The following is a 21,941-nucleotide window of genomic DNA, read 5'->3' on the forward strand; positions in this document are numbered from 1 at the left end:
TTACTGTCCAAACAATTAACTGTCAATAATATAAGCTCTTTTTAATAAAATTTTTTTAAAGAGTTGACAAATGACAAGATTCGTACATAATATAATTTATACTATTCCAAGTTAAAAACTTGGTTTAAGAGCACACGAAGAATTTAGTCTTAAAACTTGAGTCATTAACAACAGCTTAAAACACGCTTTTTATATAGAAATTCGAAGGGGGTGAATTCATTGTTTCTTCAAATGGATAACGTAGGGAAATATTTCAATAATGAGGAAAAGAAAACGACATTTGAAGTGTTTTCCGAGATTAATATAACTGTACCCGAAAATCAATTTGTTTCCATTCTTGGTCCTTCGGGTTGTGGTAAATCTACACTATTATCGATGGTTGCAGGTCTTGAGAATACTTCAGAAGGAAAAATTATCCTTGAAGGGAAAGAAGTGAAACAGCCGGGACCCGATCGTGGCATGGTTTTCCAGCAGCCTTCCCTATTCCCTTGGCTCAATGTACGTGACAATGTTACTTTTCCTTTAAAAGGGAAAATGAGTCAGACGGAAGCAGAAAAAATAGCTGATCACTTTTTAAAAATGGTTCAGCTAAGCAGATTTAAAGAGAATTATATTTTTGAGTTATCCGGTGGAATGCAGCAGCGTGTCGCAATTGCGCGTGCGCTCGCTATGGACCCAAAGATATTACTGATGGATGAACCTTTTGGTGCATTGGATGAACAAACCCGTCACATTATGCACGATGAATTGATGAAAATTTGGCAGGAAACGAAAAAGACAATCTTGTTCGTTACGCACAGTATCCAGGAGGCAATCAAGTTATCAGATCGCATCATTGTTATGGGTACGCGACCTGGACGTATCATTGCCGATATCCCAGTTGACATCCAACGACCACGAAAACGTGGATTGGTGGAAGCTATTGAACTTGAAGAAAGAATTATGGGTTTACTTGAAAGTGAAATAAATAAAGTCTTAAAGGAAGAATTAGCCAATGAAATGGAATCTACTCTTTAAACGAATCGTTTTTTTAATCGCTATCCTCGGACTATGGCAGTTAATTTATTCTTTAAATATATTTGCAGATATCATTTTTCCATCGCCTGCTAAAGTATTCGGGGCTTTATATGAAGGTTTTGCAGAAGGAGACTTCTTCGTTGCACTAGGAGCAAGCTTCAGGCATCTGTTTAGCGGTCTTTCGCTCGCAATTCTGATTGGTACATTAATCGGAGTTATTCTCGGGAAATCCAAGCAGGCAGATGAAACAGCAGGAATGTATTTAATTGCCTTACAAAGTATTCCAAGTATTGTATGGGTACCACTCGCAATCATGATTTTTGGTTTTTCAGAACTTGCTGTCGTATCGGTAATTGTTTTAGGCGGAACATTTGTCATGGCGTTGAATGTTAGATCAGCAATTCACAATGTTCCACCACATTTCGTACGCGCTGCAAGAACGATGGGTGTGAAAGGATTCGGATTATTTTTCAGGGTGGAAATACCTGCAAGTATTCCTTATTTCATGTCAGGTCTTCGCCTTGCATGGGCCTTCAGTTGGCGGGCATTAATGGCTGGGGAATTACTCAGTAACGGACCCGGTCTCGGATATACGTTAAGCTATGCACAGGATTATGCACGAATGGACCAAGTGATTGCAATTATTATCATTATCGGCGTTATAGGAGCTATTGTCGATAATCTAGTATTCTCAAAACTGGAAAAAACCGTTATGAAACGCTGGGGACTATAGGTGCCTGTCACTCCCCGGATTTTGTTGAATTTTGTCGAAAAAATTAGATTGAGGAAAGGATGCGAAACCATGAAAAAATCATTATTATTTACCATGTTTATTGCTTTCGTTTTGTTACTTGCAGCATGTGGAGGATCGAATGATGGAGCTTCTTCAGATGGTAGTATCCCTGAGGAGATTACGATCGGATATTTCCCAAACATTAACCACGTCGCCGGTATGGTTGCAGAAGAGAAAGATTTATACGCTCAAAACTTTCCAGACGGAACAACCGTGAACTATCAGTATTTCCCTGATGGATCATCTTTTATGACTGCACTTGCAGCAGGAGAAATTGAAGGTGGCCTTGTTGGTCCAGGACCAGCAATGAATCATTACACGAGTGGGTCTGAGATTAATGTAGTTGCCGGAGGATCGACTGGTGGCACAGTCATTATGACACGAGCTGATTCTGGAATTGAAACACCGGAAGATTTAGCTGGGAAGACCTTTATCTCACCAAGAGTTGGTTGCACACATGATGTGCAATTCGAGACACAGATGAACGAGGAATACAATCTTACTTCCGATCGTACTGGTGGAGAAATGAAGCATGTAACTGGTGAGCCAGCAACGTATCACAGCATGTTCGTTTCAGGAAAAGTGGATGCAGCAACCGTTCCTGAACCATGGGCTTCTGTTATTGAAGAGGAAGGAAGTGGAGAAGTTCTTATCGATACTCCTGAAGTTGCTTATGGAGAAACTTTACCAGCTGCCGTTTTCGTTACATCTCAGAATCTAATTGATAACAATCCAGAACTCGTTCAAAAAATTGTGGATGGACATAAGCAAGCAACCGATTTTATTGAGCAAAACCCAGAAGAATCGAAAATCATAGCAAGCGAAAAAATAGAAGAAATAACTGGTCAAGGTCTTTCTGCATCGGTCATCGATCGTGCATGGGAACGTATAAATTTCACGTATGAAGTTGACAGTAAAGTTTTACAGGAATTTGCCGACTCATCTTTTGAACTTGAATTCTTAAAAGATAAACCGGATCTTAGCAATTTAGTTGACGCAAGCTTTATCGAAAGTAAAGTAGCAGACGCAAGCGCTAGCAATTAAAACAATATTAAAGGAGCTGTGAAGGAGCTATCTCATTCACAGCTCTTCTTTTGTTTTTCTATAAAACTGGTGTAGTACATAGCAAATTTGGTAATATAAAGAACAAGGAGCGTGTTTGTCTTGGCAGAATTCAATGAACAAGATTTTGAAGAAGCATACGAACAGGAAACAAACAAAGTCAATGCACAATTGGATGAAGAAATCCTGTTTGCCATGATTGGAGATGTGAATACAGGTAAATCTTCCACGATTAATCAAATCATCGGTGAAGAGGTTGCCATGGTTGGAGCAAAACCGGGAGAAACAACTGGAATTGATCGCTATATCTATCGGGATAAAATTATCTTCGCAGACACACCGGGACTCGATGATATTAATAATAGAAATTCCCAAGAAACGATGAAGTTTTATAAAAATGCGGATGTCATTTTATTCTTCTTGAATGCGGCGGGTACCGTATTATCAGAAGGAGAGAAAAAGTCATTTGAGATTATTTCCAAAGAAAATAAAAATATCCTATTTGTTTTAAATAAGATTGATGCTGCAGATGATATCCCTGGCCTTGTCAGTTATGTTAAACAAAATACGAATAACAACTATAAAGTCGTTCCAATCTCATCCCGAACTGGAGAAAATATTGATAAACTGAGAAACGAAATTTTGGACATACTTAAAAAAAAGCATAAAGAAATCCAATTTGCCAGGCTCGTGAAGGAAAAGTCTTCCATAGCCAATAAATGGATCATTGGAGCAACCGGATCGGCAACAGCTGTAGGAGCTGTACCGATACCAGGATCAGACTTTGTTCCACTGACAGGGATTCAAGTTGGATTGATGGTCAAATTGGCAGCTTTATATGAAAAGCCCCTTTCCAAGGAAAGAGCAAGGGAATTAGCGATTGCCACCATTACAGGCAATATAGGTAAAACGCTGTTCCGCCAGGTCGTTAAATTTATACCAGGCGCAGGGTCCGTTGCAGGTGGAAGTATTGCAGGCGGCATGACAATGGCCCTTGGTTACGCAATCAAATATGCCTATGAAAATAACATTGAGCTAGACGCCAATTCTCTAAAATCCCTGTATGAATATTTCCGCAATAAAGACACAAAAGAACGAGTATAACTGAATAGTGCCTGTCACTTCCCGAATTTTGTCGAATCCTATTTATAGTGATCGACCATACGAGTTCCGGCTAGTTCCGGCTCCCAGGAGCTTACAGACTTCCTGACACCTCCGTACGATAAAGAAGACTTGCCTCATGCCTAAGGCATGAGGCTTAGTCGCACTTATACCCTTGTGGTGAAAGTCAACATCCATTCGCTGGCAAACTCATGGTGTTTCCTTTATCTCCTTCGGTGCAGTCCAGTCTATTCGCTCCTAAACGGTCGCCTCCACTTTTGGAATTTTCACTTCCCGAATTTTGTCGAATGAAAAGGAGCTTGGATTTCCAAGCTCCTTTTCAATTATTATAACAGGTCAAGTTAGCTTACAACTTTCGTTTCGACAGGTCCTTGCCATCATAAGTGAAAACCGTCTCACTATCCTCAATCGTCGTTTCCATATGAACCGTTCTTCCCCAGAGCTGATGGATATAAGGTAAAACATGCTCCAAATAACGAATATCCAATTCAATCCCTTCATAGCCATGAACAAGATAAAGTTCTCCATTGCGCAAATAATCACCATTTTCAACGACGATATATGGAAAACCACCATTTACCCTCATTGAAATGAGCTGGTCCCTGACCTGTTCATAATCCTTCTCTGAAATCCGGTAATCCCTACCCTTTTTCTCAAACAAATACATGTCTTCTTTCTGAACCAGTTCCTTTGTCAAATAATTCCGTATGAACGAAATATCTGATTCAATTTCCCGCACTTCAAAAATCTTTTCCCTGCCAGAGTTAGGTTTATAACCTAGCAGTTGCATCTCTTCTGTCGGATTATTGTATCGTTCCTCTATATCTTCAAAGATTTTTAACCCTAAATAGTACGGATTAATCGAGGTTTTTGATGGTTGAACTACCCCAGCGTTTAACTTAGAAAACTCGATTGTATCATTTGTACTTAAATCCATTTCACGCAATATCCGCTGATGCCAATACGAAGCCCAGCCTTCATTCATAATTTTTGTCTCCAACTGCGGCCAAAAGTATTGCATTTCCTCACGCATCATCGTTAAAATATCACGTTGCCAATCCTCCAATTCCCGACTGTACTCTTCAATAAATAATAATATGTCTTTCTCAGGCCTTGGTGGCAGTTTTTTCGTTTTTTTCCTCGTGGTAGGCTTTTCGTCTGTAGGCTTATCATCCAAGCTCCATAAGTCATCATACTTTGTTCTAGCTTTAGGCTGAACTGTTTCTTCCTCTTCATCCTTCGCATCAACAGGCAATTTGGAACGGACAATGGAAGGGTCAATATGTTCTTGAATGGAAAGGATTGCATCCAAAAAACTTTCCACTTCTTCCTTTCCATACTTCATCTCATAGTCAGCAATGCGCTCAGCAGTTGCAGTCATGCTTTCCACCATATCCCTTCTCGTATTGGAGAAACGGACATTGTTTTTGAAAAAATCACAGTGAGCCAGCACATGAGCAATAATCAGTTTATTTTGAATGAGGCTATTTGTGTCGAGTAAAAATGCATAACAAGGATCTGAGTTTATGACAAGTTCATAGATTTGACTAAGTCCTAGATCATATTGCAGTTTCATCTTATGAAATTGCTTACCAAAGCTCCAATGCGTAAATCGTGTTGGCATGCCATATGCCCCGAATGTATAGATAATATCTGCCGGACAGATTTCATAGCGCATCGGATAGAAATCCAACCCGAATCCAGATGCGATTTCCGTAATTTCGTCTATTGCACGACTCAGTTCTTTCGTTTGTTCCACATTCATCCCTCCAGAAGTGCTTTATACAGTTTATGATTGGTACAGGAAATAATGTCCTAGAATATTGGATAAGGTGTATGAAGCGGAAAATCAGGGTAATCTAAAAGAAGGAGGGATTCATATGGGACAACAATCTTTATCAATAGAAGAATTTAATGAAAAGCTTAAATCCTGGACCGGAAAAAATATTAAAATTACAAAAAAGGAACTTAATGATTTAGATGAAACCGTAATGAAATTGAATTCAGTCTCTTATTCCAACAACACACATAGAGTTGACGATTATGTGCCGGAGCATTCCTTGCTATTAAGTGGTGAAGGGGAAATCGAAAATGAACAAAATCAAATGGAACCACTCCCCGCTCCTCTTTATGAAATACCATTGGATGATACATCGAAATACAACTTTGATGGCACCATATTTTCACTCAGTACGGAGCGTGCAGCATATAAAATTGAAGAGGAATAACAAAAAATCCCTGCGAAGGGGATTTTTTGCTTTTATAACATGGCTATTCTATACCACAAAATCTATAAATAACAAAGTAACTGCCGGTTGATTTCCGCTACGGACAGTTGCTTTCCGCGGGCACGGCTTCAGCCTCCTCGCGGAAAACCCACCGCTGCGGGGTCTTCAGACACGTGCTGTTCCTGCAGGAGTCAACTGTCCTCCGCTCCAATCAACTGCCGTAATAGTGGACATCAATCAATCCCTAATCAATAGAGTTGATACTGTCATTCATTCCGCTATTGTAGACCACAACAGCTCTGGGAAATACACGGAGACTCCAACGGGAAGAGAGGCATCGGTGAGACACTGAAATGCGTTAGCATGAAGAGGCTCACCAGCCGCCCGTGGAAAGCGCAGTGTATTTCCCAGAGCGGTAGCCGAAGTTACTTATCCTAGTTCTTTATCTCAACTCAGCGATGTTTAAAATACAACAAACATTACGAACCTAGCCTATACCATCGTTTTATCTTTATGAAAGAAACTTTTCATTGCGTGGTACACATCGCCTTTTTCTTTTAACACATAGTGGCGGAATTTTGGATCATCAATTTTTTTATAGGCATTCATCAATGTCGAATAACGATTGTATCCATTAACTTCTCCATAACCAAACATATTTGAATAATCCATAATTTCATTTACCAATTCGATACACTTGGCGTTATCGGATGAAATATTTTCTCCGTCTGAAAAATGGAAAGGATATATATTATAGCGTGTTGGGCTAAACTTATCATTAATCACTTCCAAGGCTTTGATATAAGCAGAAGAACATATCGTCCCTCCACTTTCCCCTTTGGAGAAAAACGCTTCTTCTGTTACTACTTTTGCCTCTGTATGGTGGGCAATAAATTCAAATTCGACGGTTTCGTATTTGGTGCGCAAAAAGCGATTCATCCAGAAGAAAAAGCTTCGTGCCATATACTTTTCGAATGTCCCCATGGATGCACTCGTATCCATCATCGCAATAACTACTGCCTTTGACTCCCGCTTAATTACTTCATTCCACGTTTTAAAACGTAAATCATCATTATGGATAGGCGTAATTGCTGCATTGCCATCGCGAGCATTTCTTTTCAGTGCAGTCAAAATGGTTCTCTTTTTGTCAACGTTGCCCATTAATCCTTTTTTACGTACATCATTGAATTCAACTTTCTCTGTTGTAATTTCGGCTGGTTCTTTTCTTTTTAGGTTCGGTAACTCCAACTCACTAAATAGCGCTTCTTCAATCTCAGCAATGGAAACCTCTGATTCGTAATAATCATTACCCGGCTTATCCCCTGCCTTCTTCCCATTACCAGATCCATTTTGACCTTGCCCCTGTGGTCCAGCATTCGGATCACGTGCAATAACGTCCCCGACTTCAGAATCACCGTTCCCTTGGCCAACATGCTTTGATTTCTCATAATTATAACGGATTTTATATTCATCCAAGGAACGAATCGGAATTTTGATGACATCGCGTCCATTGGACATAATAATATTTTCTTCACTGATTAAGTCGGGCAAATTATTTTTAATTGCATCCTTAACTTTATCGGTGTGGCGTTGCTGATCTTGATAACCTTTTCTGTGGAGAGACCAGTTTTCCTGGGAGACAACGAAATTTTTATCTTGTTTTTCCTGCATTTCTATCCTCTCCTATTATTTAAATTTTCTTTCTTTACAACTCAAATTATACTTTTCTTTATACTATGCACATGGAAACAAGTTATTTCCAAAAAAAGATGATTCCTATGAAAAAAAAGGACTAACTTGGTCGTTAGTCCCGATTTTTTCATCAGCGATTTAGTAAGCTGCCGACGTAGCGGAGCAGATCATTTGCAGAGACAGAATTGTATCCATGTTCATCTACTAAACGAGCGATTACTTCATTTACTTTTTTCAATTGTGATTCATCCGGCGTCTTGGAAGATGTCGTAATCTTCACAACGTCCTTTAGATCTGCAAAAAGTTTCTTTTGAATTGCTTCCCGCAGGCGCTCATGCGAGTTATAGTCGAAGCGCTTCCCTTTCCTTGCGTAGGCGGATAGACGAATAAGTATTTCCTCACGAAATGCCTTTTTTGCATTTTCCGAGATTCCGATTTGCTCCTCAATGGAACGCATTAGCTTTTCATCCGGATTCATTTCTTCACCAGTAAGTGGGTCTCTTAATTTGTTCTTATTGCAATATGCCTCTACATTATCAAGGTAGTTATCCATCAATGTTTTAGCAGATTCTTCATAAGAATAGACAAATGCTTTTTGAACTTCCTTCTTCGCAATTTCATCATATTCCCTTCTAGCAACGGCAATATAATTCATATATTTATCCAGATCTTCCTTGGAGATGGATGCATGCTGGCCCAATCCATCTTTTAAGGAGCGTAATACATCAAGCGCATTGATTGACGGTACTTCCTTACGAATAATCGTAGAAGATATACGGTTAATGACATAACGGGGGTCAATGCCTTCCATACCTTCATCTTGGAATTCTTTTTTCAATTCCTCTGCATCGATTTGGTTAAAACCTTCCACACTTTCCCCGTCATACAGTCGCATTTTCTTAACGGGATCGATGCCTTGTTTCTTGGATTCCTTCAATCTTGTCAAAATCGAAAATATAGCAGCTGCTCGTAAAGCATGTGGTGCCACATGGACATTTGCGATATCACTTTCATTAATCATTTTCTCATAGATCCGTTCTTCCTGACTTACCCGAAGATTATAAGGTATTGGCATAACAATCATACGGGAATGAAGCGCTTCGTTTTTCTTATTCGCAATAAACGATCGATATTCGGATTCGTTCGTATGTGCAACGATTAGTTCATCAGCAGAAATAAGTGCAAACCTTCCCGCCTTGAAATTTCCTTCCTGTGTAAGTGATAATAAATGCCAGAGAAATTTCTCATCACTTTTTAAAATTTCCTGAAACTCCATCATCCCGCGATTCGCCTTATTGAGTTCTCCATCAAAACGATAGGCTCTTGGATCTGATTCCGAACCATATTCTGCAATGGTTGAAAAATCAATACTACCTGTTAAATCGGCGATATCCTGTGATTTCGGATCAGAAGGACTAAATGTTCCGATACCAACACGCTTATCTTCTGAGAAAAAGATTCTTTCCACTCTAACATCTTCAATTCGACCGCCATACTCCTGTTCCAGCCTCATTGTATTCAATGGGGAAAGACTTCCTTCGATACGTATCCCATACTCTTCGGCAAAATCATCACGTAAATGTTGGGGAATTAAATGAAGCGGATCTTCGTGCATTGGACAACCTTTTATCGCATAGACTGCTCCATTATCTGTACGCGTATATTGTTCCATACCTCGTTTCAACATGCTTACAATTGTAGATTTACCACCGCTGACAGGTCCCATCAATAATAATATACGCTTGCGGACATCCAATCTTTTTGCTGCTGGATGAAAATACTCCTCAACCAATCGCTCAATTGCTGTCTCCAACCCGAAGATACCTTCTCCAAAGAATTGGAACATCTTTTGGCCATCTCTTTCCGCTACACCAGAATCTTTTATCATATTATATACACGTGAATGAGCAGTTTGAGCAACTTCAGGCCGTTCTTTAACTATTTCCAAGTATTCAGCAAAGGTACCTTCCCACATCAGGCGCTTTTCTTCTTCCCTATAGTTTCTCACCTTGTTTAATATACTCATAATTACTCCCTCCATCTATTGCAGCGGTTTATTTATCCTATGCACGGACATCTAGTTTCATGCTATTGTATATGGAAGACGTATAAAATGGATAAATAGTTAGTATTACCCGGGAAATAATTTCTGTTTTTTTGTCTGTTTTTGCGATGCATTAGACTGTGAACAACGTTTTATATTCTCAGACAAATCCCTTCATTAATTCATATGCACGAACGATTTCTTGATCCGTATGAATATATTTTTGTTCATTCTCCTCAAAATACTTTCCTGCTTTTTGTAAGTCGTGAATACCTTTTTTCATATATGACTTGTAGTGCGTATTAATAGAATGAATCTGTTCTGCAAACTTTTCGTCTGTTCCAGGTGTCACCGTCTCCTTATACAAATCAATGATAATTTCCCCTTCTCGTTTCGGGAAAAATTCATGTGGATCTGTACTGTCAAAAATACAGAAATCAAGCTCACGAACGAGAACCATATCCAGGCTATTTGGATCAAAGCTGCAATGATATAATTCCACATCGAAACCATGCTGTTCACAAGTCTTTGAAATTTTTTTCATAAACGTTGATTTCCCAGTTCCAGCACGACCTTTAATAAAATATACATTCGTAATGTCTTCAATTAAATGTGGAACTTCATTGACGATACCATCTGCTGTATTTGTTCCGAAGAATCGGTGGTATACATGTGCTTGTCTGTTTTGTTTCTTTTGATTTTGTAATAGTACTTTTATCAAATCATTCGTCAATTCGTCTGCACGCTTGAAGTTCATTTCATTAATATAGATTGCTTCAAGTTGATCATGAATTTTAAGACCAATTGCAAAATTTTTATGTGCCTGTGTCACGAGTGAATTAAATTTCTCCATGTTTGTCGTATGATTTTCAGTCGTTCCCTGATGCTCCCCAATGACGGTACTTAAATCAATATCCATCGTATGGTTTAGCTCTTTGAAGGCAACTCTGTCTGAAAGGATAGCTACTGATTTTTCCCGAATGATAACACCATCCAAATAGTTGAGACCGTATGAACTTTTTAAGATTTCTAATTTATATTTCGAGGTATAACCTTCGAAAACCTGTTTGATTACTTTTGTTTTTATCGTTTCTGAAGGATGTTTTAACACGATAATTCGGTTTAAGCTTTCTATATTTGAGGGTAAGTAATTAAGAAGGCCTTCAGCCGTATTCCCGCTTACATAATAACTTTGGTTGGACAAATTGACACTTCCTTTTAAATTATTTTTTAGCAGATAGGAAAGCATAAAACTTTCCTATCTGCATAAGTGCAACTAAGGCACTCGCTCAACCTAATAGCAAATGCCTTAGTTTTCTAATATTTTATGTAAAGCCCAAATTAATGTGATTGCTATAAATCCGTGCACACATAGCTTTTACCATAGCTATGATATACTTCTAATAAATCTAAACAGAAACTGGTGATCATAATGATAAAGAGCTATTACGCAATTATTGATATCGGTTCCAATACGATGCGATTAGTTGTATATTCTCAGGAAAAATCCGGTCGACTGCATGAAGTAGAAAATGTAAAAGCGGTTGCTCGTCTGCGAAACTATCTTAATGAAAAAGGCATATTGAATGACGAAGGAATTACAAAACTGACTGCAACACTGAAAAGCTTTAAAAATGTGACAGAAACATATGAATTGGACAATTTCACTGTAATTGCTACCGCTACGATTCGCCAAGCACGTAATAATGAAGATATTAAACAAATTGTCCAAAAAGAAATTGGTTGGGAGATGCGGATTCTGTCCGAAAAAGAAGAAGCATTTTACGGCTATTTATCTGTCGTCAATTCGACTTCGATTACGGAAGGGATCACGATTGATATAGGCGGTGGCAGTACAGAAGTAACTTATTTTAAGGATCGGATTCTAAAGCATTATCATAGTTTTCCTTTTGGGGCATTAACTTTAAAGGATTTCTTTCAAAATAACGATTCAACTGAAAAAAATATTATGAAACTACGTGGATTTTTACAAGAGCAGTTCGGTAGACTCGACTGGCTACAGGTTAAAGGTGTACCCCTCATCGGTATCGGAGGCAGTGCACGAAACTTGGCCCAGATTGACCAAAACAGAAAAGCCTATCCTCTGGCAGGACTTCACCAATACCAAATGGTGGATAGCGATATCGCTCATATTACAACCTACCTTGCATCATTGGATAAGGTAGGACTTGAAAAAGTAGAAGGACTTTCTAAAGACCGTGCTGATACCATCCTACCTGCTTCCTGCGTTTTCCTTAGCCTGTACGAAACCATTGAGGCTAAAGGTTTTATACTGAGTAGAAAAGGACTTCGTGACGGTGTTTTCTATGAGTATTTATCACCTAATACGAAAACAAATCTATATCCGAACGTGTTGGAGGATAGCATTGTAGAGTTAATTTATGAATACAAACTGGATATTCATCAAATTCAGCATATTCAATATTTAACCGAAAGACTTTTTAAAGGACTCTTGTCCAAAGGAATCGGTTCATTGACAAAAGAAGATTGGATACATTTGGAGCGATCCTGTTATGTGTACAACCTTGGAGAATACATTGATGCTGAATCTAGTCCTCAGCACACATTCTATTTGCTTGCAAATCGAACCATCGATGGACTGATGCACATTGATCGTCTAAAATTGGCACTAATTGCATCTTATAAAAACAAAACGGTTTTCAAACAATTTATCGATCCCTTCAAACACTGGTTCTTGAAAAAAGAACGAAAAAAATTAGAATTACTTGGATCGTTACTGAAATTTACTTATTGTCTGGATGCAACGAAAAGGAAGGTAATTAATCACTTCGATATGGAAATTGGAAATGAGGTAATTACGTTAACGATTTATTGTAATAAAGATTACAAACCGGAACAGTACCAGTCCGAAAAACAGAAAAAGCATTTGGAAAAAAATCTCGGGAAAAATATTGATTTAATATTTTTGTATCGTGAAAATGAATAATTAAGTTCATATCCTATCCTTTGATTATGAAAACTTTAGAAAAACTTATCATTTTTTTAGTAGTAATTACTATATAATTATGGTAGATACTTAATTAAGGGTGATCATTGTGGTAACTACTAATAATTTAATCGATTTAGATAATCCTTTGTACTATAACAATCGTGAACTCAGCTGGCTTGCGTTTAATAAAAGAGTTCTCGATGAAGCTTTTGATACAAGAAATCCACTATTAGAGCGATTAAAATTCATCGCCATTTTCTCATCCAATCTTGACGAGTTTTTTATGGTGCGGGTTGCTGGGCTGAAAGATCAGGTAAAAGCTGGATTCAATAAGCCGGAGAATAAAGCAGGTCTGACACCAAAGCAACAATTGGATAAAATTTCTAAGGAAAACCATTTACTCGTTGAAAATCAATATACGATATACCGTCGTCTACTTTCCGAACTAGCGGACGAAAATACTTCGGTTATTACAGCTGAAGGTCTAACCGCCCAACAGAATGCAAAACTGGAGGCGTATTTTGATGAACATATATTCCCTGTCTTAACACCAATGGCCATAGATGCGTATCATCCTTTCCCGATTCTTTCCAACAAGTCGATTAATATGGCAGTCGAACTGGAAGACATATATGATAGAGAATATAAAACAACGAAAAATGCAATCGTACAGCTTCCTGCATTGCTTGATCGGTATACAAGAGTACCCGGAACAAATAAATATATTTTACTTGAAGATATTATTTCGCACTATATTCATAAATTATTTAAAGGATACCATGTCCGTTCTATCACCGAGTTTCGGATTACGAGGAATGCCGACATGACCATTCACGAAGAGGGGGCAAGGGACCTTCTGAGGGAAATCGAAAAAGAACTAAAGAAACGGAAATGGGGAGCCGCCGTAAGACTAGAAGTCCGGGCTGATAAATACGATGAAACGATTGTCAGTTTTCTTTTATATGTCTTAGAAATTCATCAAAAAGACATGTATGTGGTTGATGGTCCACTTGACCTAACTTATCTTTTTGACTTTTATAAGAAAGTTCAAATCGAAAACGAACATTTGATCTATGAAACACGCATGCCGCAACCTCCACAGGATATCCGGCAAAATGAAACAGTATTTGAAGCTGCAGAAAAACGGGATATATTTTTGCATCACCCGTATGAGTCGTTTGGACCTGTAGTGGATCTTGTTGAAGATGCAGCGGAGGATCCCGACGTTTTAGCGATTAAACAGACGTTATACCGTGTCAGTGGGAATTCTCCTATAATCAAAGGACTGAAACAGGCAGCCGAGAATGGGAAGCAAGTCACTGTACTCGTTGAATTAAAAGCAAGATTTGATGAGGAGCAAAATGTGCATTGGGCAAAGGAACTGGAAAAGGCTGGGTGCCATGTTATTTACGGAATGAATTTTCTTAAAACACATAGTAAAATTACATTAATCGTAAGAAAACGTCTTGAAAAAATAGAACGTTTTGTCCATCTTGGAACAGGAAACTATAATGACTCTACCGCAAGTTCATATACGGATATGGGAATCATCACGACAAAGCGAAAATTCGGTATTGATGCTACCCACTTCTTCAACTATTTAAGTGGATTTACAGAAAAACCTGATTTTAACCATATATCCATGGCCCCTTTTGATATAGAGGAAGACTTTATCCGCTATATGGATGAGGAAATCAGTTTTCATAAAATGAAGGAAAACGGAAGAATTATTGCTAAAATGAACTCTTTGACAGATAAAGATCTCATTAAGAAATTTTATGAGGCTTCCCAGGCGGGGGTAAAAATTGACTTAATCGTACGAGGCATCTGCTGCCTAAAGCCCGGTATTGAAGGAGTCAGTGAAAACATACGTGTCAGAAGCATCGTTGGTCGCTTCTTGGAGCACAGTAGAATCTTTTATTTCAATAGTGACGGAGATGAACGGATATTCCTTTCGTCTGCGGATATGATGACAAGAAATATGCAAAAGCGAGTAGAGCTTTTGTTCCCGATCTATGAAGAACATGTTAAAAATCGTATTAAAGAAGTTCTAACACTCTCATTAGAAGATAATATGAAATCAAGAGAGCAATCCAACGATGGTACGTACCACTATGTAAAAGCCAAACCTGATGATAGCGAAGTTGATAGTCAAATGATTTTATTTGAAAATGCCTATCAATTATTGGATGATGAAGAATAGTCTTTAATACAGTTTTCGTAACTTTCCATCACGTAAAAAGGAAATCGGCAGCAGCACCGATTTCCTTTTACCAATTTAATGATGTCCTGACCCTTTGGATGGATTTGTAATTACAAAACCTTCATTTTCTACGAAGAAATATTGAATCCAGATTCCATCAAGAAATTCTTCACGTGTATCCAACAGAATATCTACATCTTTGTCCGTTTTTACAATCTCGTCATGTTCCGTTGGTGTATCAAATGAGATACCGTAATGTGCGTGATCGCCATGCATGTGGGAAATATGTACACGAACCATCTTCCCCTCTGCCTCTTCTGTAGTTAGCATATTTTTCAATACTTTAGCTGCGTTACGATTAATTTTGCATTTCATTTAAATGTCCCCAATCCTATGGTATTTCTTCATTATCCCATGAAATTGAAGAAAATCCAAAAATATGCTCGGATAGAAGAAATTCCCGGACATGTCAATCCGTCCGGGAATGTTCTATAACCTTAGCTATTATCGAGTCAATTCCACAAAAAACATACTTATTTCTGGAATATAGGTTACGAGTAATAATACAATAATCATCGTAATTAACAGAGGCATAACCCCTCTAATAACTTCTTCTATTTTCATCTTCGTGACACCAGCTGATACGAAAAGGTTTACGCCGACTGGTGGTGTAATCAATCCGATAGCCAAGTTGAGAATCATAATAATCCCGAAATGAATAGGATCAACTCCTAGTTCCATCGCCATTGGCAGTAGAATTGGTGTTAAAATAACGATTGCTGCCAAAGCTTCCAGTACGAGTCCCACGAGTAACAAAAATACATTCAATAGTAACAAGATAACAATTTTATTTTCACTAATGGATAGGACAAAATTAGCAACGGTTTCTGCTACTTGTTCCAATGTTATCAAGCGACCGAATATATTTGCCATCACAATCAGCAGGATAATAACAGCTGAGGTAACACCTGCTGATGCAAGGCTCTTATAAACACCTTTGAAATCAAGATCCTTATAAACAAACATACCAATTACTAAACCGTAAGCTGCAGCAACAGCCGCCGCTTCTGTAGGTGTCATAATACCACCATAAATTCCACCTAAAATAATTACTGGTACCAATAAGGCAAACTTTGCATCCCACGCCGCCTTTAATGTGCCTTTCAGACTAAATGATTCTTTGTCGCCCCGCCATCCATTTTTCTTAGAGATAAAGAAAGTAACTAGTATTAATCCAAGTCCTGTCAGAATTCCAGGAACGATACCTGCCATGAATAACTCGGTAATCGACTGCTGACCAACAACCCCGTAAATAACAAGAGGATTACTTGGTGGGATAATGATTCCAATCGTACCTGCCGCTGCAACGACAGCAGCAGAAAATCCTGGATTGTAGCCCTGTTTGATCATTGCTGGAATCAGCAGTGTACCAATTGCTGCTACCGTTGCTGGACCAGACCCACTAATTGCTGAGAAAAACATACTTGTAACAATAGCAACCAGTGCCAGTCCACCTGGTAGAAATCCTAATAATTCATCTGACAGATTTAATAATTTCTGTATAATCCCACTGTTCCCCATAATAATTCCGGCTGCGATGAAAAATGGTACAGCCATAATTGGGAAACTATCAATGCTCGTAAAAGCTGTTTGTGGGAAAAAGTCAACTGGAATTGCATCCGTGGCAAGTACAGTTGCTAATGTACTAATCCCAAGTGCAAACGCAATCTGCATTCCAAAGATAATAAATAATACAAAATAACCAAATAATAGCAATGTAATGCTGCCGTCTCTAAATAGTACTGCTGGTAAAATAAATAATAGCGATATACCCGCGGTCAGTAATCCGTCTTTCGCAGACATTCCTTTCATATCTTCAATTAAAGTTTGAATGAGACGAAAACCCATTAACAGGAAACCGATTGGAATGGCACTATAAGCTAGAGCCATTGGTATACCTAATGCAGGAGTTACCTGATTCGTTTCCATTTGAAAATTGATTAAGTTAAATCCATAAGAAACCATAAGAAAACTGAAATAGAGCATAAATACACTATTTGCTGCATCAATTGCATTCCGAACATGCTCCGGGAAACGATCAACTACGATATTTACCCGTATACTTTCCCGTTTTTTAATGGCTAAACTGGCTCCGAGAAAGGATACGAATATAAAAATGTATCTAGCAATTTCTTCGGTCCAAGTCGTAATGTTTCCAATTTCGATAAAGGTTAAAACATAACGGTTAATTACCTGAAGATTGATTAAAAGGATAAAAATAGCAAAACCAACAACTACTAATATCTCTTCCAATCGGTGATCAATAAATCCCCAGATCCGTCTTAACGTACTCCTATTTTCCGATGGAGGTTTTTGGTGGTTGGTGTTTCCACCAATTGTCGTATCTTCTGCCATTTTTTCATCCCCTAATCCTAAAATCTATATTTACAAAGATCTTATTCAAAAATATCTTCTCTTGTCTTTCCTAGTGTTTCTAAAATAATTTCAACATATTCCGGTTCTGCAATTCCTTCCACTACAAACTGATCCCATACCGGTTCAGATGCCTGTTTCCATTGTTTCATTTCTTCTTCGGTAGGCTCATATACTTCGATGCCATAATCTATAAATTCCTGTTTCGCTATATCATCATTTTTATTTGCTATCTCACGCTGCCGTTCTGTTGCTTCTGCTCCTGCCTCCATAATGATTTGCTGATGTTCCTCAGACAACGCATCATATTTTTCCAAATTCATTACAACGATATCCGAACTGTAGTTATAATTTACTTCTGTCGCATAATCCAATACTTCCTGGTGCTTGGAATCCCAAAGCAAGGAATAGCTGTTTCCTTCCCCTTCCACTGTACCTTGCTGAAGAGCAGTAAATACCTCAGACCATGCTACAGGAGTTGGATTTGCACCGTACTCAACGAAATCAGCCTGTTCTATTTTTGAATTCGTTGTTCTTATTTTTAATCCAGCCATATCCTCTGGAACTTTTACTGGCCGAACATTATTTACAATCTGCCGATAACCATAATCAGGGAAGAAGATTACTTTAAAACCATTATTCTCCATTTGATCACGCACGATTTCACCAGGTTTTCCATCAATAGCAGTATATACCTCTTCCTTCGTTTCAAAAATGTATGGAAGATCCCAAGCAGTAAAATAGTTCGTAAAGCTGGTCATATTTGGTGTTGATGAACTTGCCATCGCAATACTTCCCATTTGCGCACTTTCAATTACTTCACGATCGTTTCCAATTAAACCATCATGAAATGTTTCAATCATAATTTCTCCATCGGATTTTTCTTCAACTAATTCTGCAAATTTATCAATTCCCAGTGACACTGCATGGGAAGCTGCTTTTACCTGTCCGAGACGAAGATGGATGGTGTCTGAATGATCCGATTCTGCACTTGAATTCAATGCCATATTCCCTAATAAAATAAGCCCAAGAAAAATGATAATAATGATTATTGGGGTTACACTCTTTTTTATTGTCATAATAGCTCTCCTTCTATCGTTTCTAATACACTTCCTACCGGTGACGCTAAAGGTATTTAGATTGGTTATTTTAATTGAATATTCTGTTTTTTATTTACCCAAGGATAGTCGTCTTTCTGGTGAGAAACATATACTTTTTTCATGAAATGAATAGTGGTCACTTAAATAGTACGAAGTGAAATTCGTTATTTTGCAGTTTTAAAGGTGGTAAAAATGTATCAGGTGTAAATAATAAAACACATCGGGACTGGTGTCAAATCGTATTGTTTACAGGGAATAATTTATAAGTATTCTGTTATCTTGAGAGGCCCATCTATTAATGCTTACTATTCCCTGATTTTCAAATAAAAACAGTTATTTTAAAATATCTTCAAGAAAGGTTTCCGTATCCATCTTTTTACCATCTATAATATAATACCTCTGCTCGCCCCTTACTACGATCCAGATCATCATCCTATCGTCGCTGGTCTGGACTGTAACAAAATTCCAATCCTTGTCATATTCTTCGTTTAACATTTCTACAACTTCCGGGGTTAATTGCCTTTCCTTATGTTCTTTCATATTCATCAGCTTGATCCCTTCTCTGTTTCGAACATCTTCACGCATTTCAGCTGATAATTTCTCTAACGAATGGTCAGCAAGATAGTCTTCTGAAAAATACGTTTCAACCAAGACATCATTTTCAACTAATGCTGCTTCGTAAACATCTTGAACTACTGAAACGACTGCCGGATTCATACATCCGCTTAAAAATAAAATGAAAGTTAAAATTGCTATCGCAATGAACCGTTTCATGATGCACCAAACTCCTCATCGTTTACATAATCATTTCATTTTAGATTGTAAGCTATATCAACGTAAATTTAAACTTTGAACGCAAAAAAAGATGGTACAGGAAGTTGCATCCTACACCATCTTTTTTTAATCATCCCCTAGTTTTGCTACAATTTCACTGATGTATGCTGCTACATCATCTATCTCCTGTTCAGTTAATGTTCCTTCAAAAGATGGCATCATAGGCCCACCTTCTTTGATTCTTGCCATAACAGCTTCCTTGTCAGGTGCGACATTACTTGTTTGGAGGTTCGGCCCATTATGACCATTTACTCCTTCTGTACCATGACATGCCAGACAATTACTTGCGTAAATTGCTAATCCTGCGGCAGTTTGACCTTCAAGTGAAGCAGTGTCATCACCTGTATCTTCATCTTCTTTATCTGTAGTTTCTTCTTCTGAATCATCTGTTGAAACATCATCAACAGATTCGATTTCTCCGTCCAATGAAAACGTCCAAACAGAGTCTCCATGTTTACTGCCAGCCAACGAATTTCCTGCAGCGAAAACAGTAATATATTGCTTCCCATCAATCTCATATGATATTGGCGGTGCATTTACCCCTGCATCCGTCATAAATTCCCATACTTGCTCACCTGTTGTTGCATCATAAGCGATGAGTCTGCCATCGTTATGACCAACAAATAGGAGGTTTCCATTTGTTGTCATGGCACCACTATATGCCATCGCATCCCATTCCTGCTGCCATGCAATGGTATTTGTTTTGACATCCATCGCGGTAACCGTTCCTCTAACCGGCGCATCCGTAACAGGAGCCATAATACTTCCCACCCATGCATGCCCTTCTTCAATTGCATCCGGATCAAATTCCTCATCACTCCGTGTATATGCCATATAGGAGTCTGTTCCTAATACATAAAAATATTCTGTATTCGGATTGTATGCAGACGGTGGCCAGTTGGCACCCCCAAATGGAGACGGTTTTAACGTGATTGGTTCTTCCCAGAAAGGAGTAAAGATGCTACCGTATTCTCCTTCAAAATCATCGGACATATCTCGTTCGATATCCTCTGGAGTTATATTTTGTGGAACAAATGAGTCCCCTTTTGGAATAGGCTGGGTTGATGATGTTTTTTGTCGCTCATCTTGGGGTACAGGTGTTTCTTCAATACCAACAAGTGGTTCTCCATTCGTTCGATCAAGGAAATAGATCCAACCTGTTTTCCCTGCCTGACCAAGTCCTTTTCTCATTTCTCCATCCATTTCAACATCAAAAAGGATGATGGGGTTTGGTGAGTCCAGATCCCAAATGTCATGATGAACCTGCTGGTAATGCCATTTATATTCCCCTGTTTCTGGATCTAGTGCAATAATAGAATCTGAATAGAGATTGTCTCCCTCTCGATTACTACCATCAAGGTCAGGAGCCGTATTACCTGTAGAAAAATACATTAAACCTAACTCAGGATCAACAGCTGGAGTCTGCCAAACAGGTGCGCCTCCCGATAGCCATGCCTTATTGTCCTGTGGCCACGAGTCATGTCCTTTTTCTCCAGGACCAGGGATGGTGTTAAAACGCCATAATTCACGTCCGATTTCCGCATCATATGCTGTAATACGTCCTCTAATCCCATACTCGCCTCCCGAAACACCAGTATATACTTTGCCATTATAATAGAGAGGTGCGTTCGTAATCGTGTATCCTTTTTCCCATTCATCTACGACAGTCTCCCAAACAACTTCTCCTGTCGTTTGATCCAATGCTACCAGTCTAGCATCCAACAATCCTACAAATACCATACCTTCACCGATAGCTACACCTCTACTGGTCCAGCCACAGCAAACAGTCGTTAGTTTATCAGTAATATGTGGTCTGTATTCCCATATTGTTTCGCCTGTAACAGCATCAAGTGCCAACACATCATTTGCACCTGTTATCACATACATCACACCATCATAGACAATTGGTGATGCTTCACCTGAATATTTAAAATCGAATCCCGACCCTAAATTAGCAACCCATTCCCCTTTTAAATCTCCAATATTCGATGTATCAATTTGGTCCAGTGGTGAATAGCGCTGATTAGCAAGATTCCCACCATTCGTCAGCCAATTTTCAGTTGGTAGCGCTGCCAATTCTTCTGAAGTAAAAGCAGGTGCGACTGCCGCATCATATGCACGATGTTGTTTCACGTCAGCTTCCGGGTCTGCTACGATAACCTCGGCTTCCTCTTCGGTTTCTTCAGGTTCTTCTGCTTCCTCTTCGGTTGCCTTTTCTTCTTTTTCTGCCTGCTCTTCTGTTTCGGTATCTGGATCTGGTGCTGTGACTGCCGGTGTTTGATTATCCTTAGCTACTTCTGAAAATAAGATAAAAACAAGAACTAAAAATGATAACACTGCTACAGTCCAGACAATTTTATGACCATTCAAAACAATCCCCCCCTTTTATTTAATTTCTTTTATAACATTTAAGTAATTGACATTCCCCCTTTCATCTGCACA

General features: G+C 38.6%; 16 protein-coding genes. 7 read left to right on the forward strand and 9 right to left on the reverse strand.

Annotated features, from left to right (window positions below):
- The first annotated feature begins 219 nt into the window (after positions 1 to 219).
- The 4 genes from ACFOUV_RS09285 (at position 220) to ACFOUV_RS09300 (ending at position 3,976) form a co-directional block, all read left to right on the forward strand.
- Positions 220 to 1,017, forward strand: a complete 798-nt coding sequence (locus tag ACFOUV_RS09285) for an ABC transporter ATP-binding protein (RefSeq protein ID WP_379496482.1) — start codon at positions 220 to 222, stop codon at positions 1,015 to 1,017.
- The gene (locus ACFOUV_RS09290) at positions 995 to 1,750 is read left to right on the forward strand and encodes an ABC transporter permease (protein WP_379496483.1); all 756 of its coding nucleotides are present in this window, start codon (positions 995 to 997) and stop codon (positions 1,748 to 1,750) included. The genes ACFOUV_RS09285 and ACFOUV_RS09290 overlap by 23 nt, the downstream gene beginning before the upstream one ends.
- 69 nt (positions 1,751 to 1,819) lie before the next feature.
- Entirely contained in the window at positions 1,820 to 2,854 is a 1,035-nt protein-coding gene (locus tag ACFOUV_RS09295; RefSeq protein WP_379496484.1) for an aliphatic sulfonate ABC transporter substrate-binding protein, read from the forward strand.
- A gap of 120 nt (positions 2,855 to 2,974) precedes the next feature.
- Complete coding sequence (locus ACFOUV_RS09300) at positions 2,975 to 3,976, forward strand: GTPase (protein WP_379496485.1); 1,002 nt, start codon at positions 2,975 to 2,977, stop codon at positions 3,974 to 3,976.
- A 364-nt stretch (positions 3,977 to 4,340) separates the two neighbouring features.
- On the opposite strand, the gene ACFOUV_RS09305 is transcribed toward ACFOUV_RS09300, so the two are convergent.
- On the reverse strand, positions 4,341 to 5,759 hold the full coding sequence (locus ACFOUV_RS09305) for a SpoVR family protein (protein ID WP_379496486.1): 1,419 nt from the start codon (positions 5,757 to 5,759) through the stop codon (positions 4,341 to 4,343).
- Between the two features lie 115 nt (positions 5,760 to 5,874).
- On the opposite strand from ACFOUV_RS09305, the gene ACFOUV_RS09310 reads away from it, so the two are divergent.
- The gene (locus tag ACFOUV_RS09310) at positions 5,875 to 6,222 is read left to right on the forward strand and encodes a hypothetical protein (protein ID WP_379496487.1); all 348 of its coding nucleotides are present in this window, start codon (positions 5,875 to 5,877) and stop codon (positions 6,220 to 6,222) included.
- A 492-nt stretch (positions 6,223 to 6,714) separates the two neighbouring features.
- Here the strand turns inward: ACFOUV_RS09310 and yhbH are convergent, their stop codons facing one another.
- The 3 genes from yhbH to ACFOUV_RS09325 all read right to left on the reverse strand — a co-directional run bounded on the left by yhbH (position 6,715) and on the right by ACFOUV_RS09325 (position 11,162).
- A complete protein-coding gene (gene yhbH / locus ACFOUV_RS09315) occupies positions 6,715 to 7,893 on the reverse strand; it encodes a sporulation protein YhbH (protein WP_379496488.1) in 1,179 nt (392 codons plus the stop codon).
- Between the two features lie 151 nt (positions 7,894 to 8,044).
- Positions 8,045 to 9,940: a PrkA family serine protein kinase gene (locus ACFOUV_RS09320; protein ID WP_379496489.1), complete on the reverse strand. Its 1,896-nt coding sequence runs from the start codon at positions 9,938 to 9,940 to the stop codon at positions 8,045 to 8,047.
- A gap of 178 nt (positions 9,941 to 10,118) precedes the next feature.
- Positions 10,119 to 11,162 (reverse strand): hypothetical protein, encoded by a 1,044-nt coding sequence (locus ACFOUV_RS09325; protein WP_379496490.1) that lies wholly within the window; start codon positions 11,160 to 11,162, stop codon positions 10,119 to 10,121.
- A 228-nt stretch (positions 11,163 to 11,390) separates the two neighbouring features.
- Between ACFOUV_RS09325 and ACFOUV_RS09330 the strand changes: the two genes are divergently transcribed.
- Together ACFOUV_RS09330 and ACFOUV_RS09335 are read left to right on the forward strand one after the other, a co-directional pair.
- Positions 11,391 to 12,926 carry a Ppx/GppA phosphatase family protein gene (locus ACFOUV_RS09330; protein ID WP_379496491.1) on the forward strand — a complete coding sequence of 512 codons (1,536 nt, stop codon included), beginning with the start codon at positions 11,391 to 11,393 and terminating at the stop codon, positions 12,924 to 12,926.
- Positions 12,927 to 13,035: 109 nt separating this feature from the next.
- The gene (locus tag ACFOUV_RS09335; RefSeq protein WP_379496492.1) at positions 13,036 to 15,132 is read left to right on the forward strand and encodes an RNA degradosome polyphosphate kinase; all 2,097 of its coding nucleotides are present in this window, start codon (positions 13,036 to 13,038) and stop codon (positions 15,130 to 15,132) included.
- A gap of 75 nt (positions 15,133 to 15,207) precedes the next feature.
- Here the strand turns inward: ACFOUV_RS09335 and ACFOUV_RS09340 are convergent, their stop codons facing one another.
- From ACFOUV_RS09340 to ACFOUV_RS09360, 5 genes are all read right to left on the reverse strand, one after another.
- Complete coding sequence (locus tag ACFOUV_RS09340) at positions 15,208 to 15,507, reverse strand: iron-sulfur cluster assembly accessory protein (RefSeq protein ID WP_379496493.1); 300 nt, start codon at positions 15,505 to 15,507, stop codon at positions 15,208 to 15,210.
- A gap of 129 nt (positions 15,508 to 15,636) precedes the next feature.
- Entirely contained in the window at positions 15,637 to 17,547 is a 1,911-nt protein-coding gene (locus tag ACFOUV_RS09345; RefSeq protein WP_379496494.1) for a TRAP transporter large permease, read from the reverse strand.
- Between the two features lie 41 nt (positions 17,548 to 17,588).
- On the reverse strand, positions 17,589 to 18,644 hold the full coding sequence (locus tag ACFOUV_RS09350) for a TRAP transporter substrate-binding protein (protein WP_379496495.1): 1,056 nt from the start codon (positions 18,642 to 18,644) through the stop codon (positions 17,589 to 17,591).
- Positions 18,645 to 18,998: 354 nt separating this feature from the next.
- Positions 18,999 to 19,439, reverse strand: coding sequence for a hypothetical protein (locus tag ACFOUV_RS09355; RefSeq protein ID WP_379496496.1), 441 nt, complete (start codon positions 19,437 to 19,439; stop codon positions 18,999 to 19,001).
- 126 nt (positions 19,440 to 19,565) lie between these two features.
- A complete protein-coding gene (locus ACFOUV_RS09360) occupies positions 19,566 to 21,869 on the reverse strand; it encodes an outer membrane protein assembly factor BamB family protein (RefSeq protein WP_379496497.1) in 2,304 nt (767 codons plus the stop codon).
- Between the last annotated feature and the right edge of the window lie 72 nt (positions 21,870 to 21,941).

Origin of the sequence: Oceanobacillus longus, assembly GCF_042650085.1 — a bacterium.
Classification (GTDB): domain Bacteria; phylum Bacillota; class Bacilli; order Bacillales; family Amphibacillaceae; genus Oceanobacillus; species Oceanobacillus longus.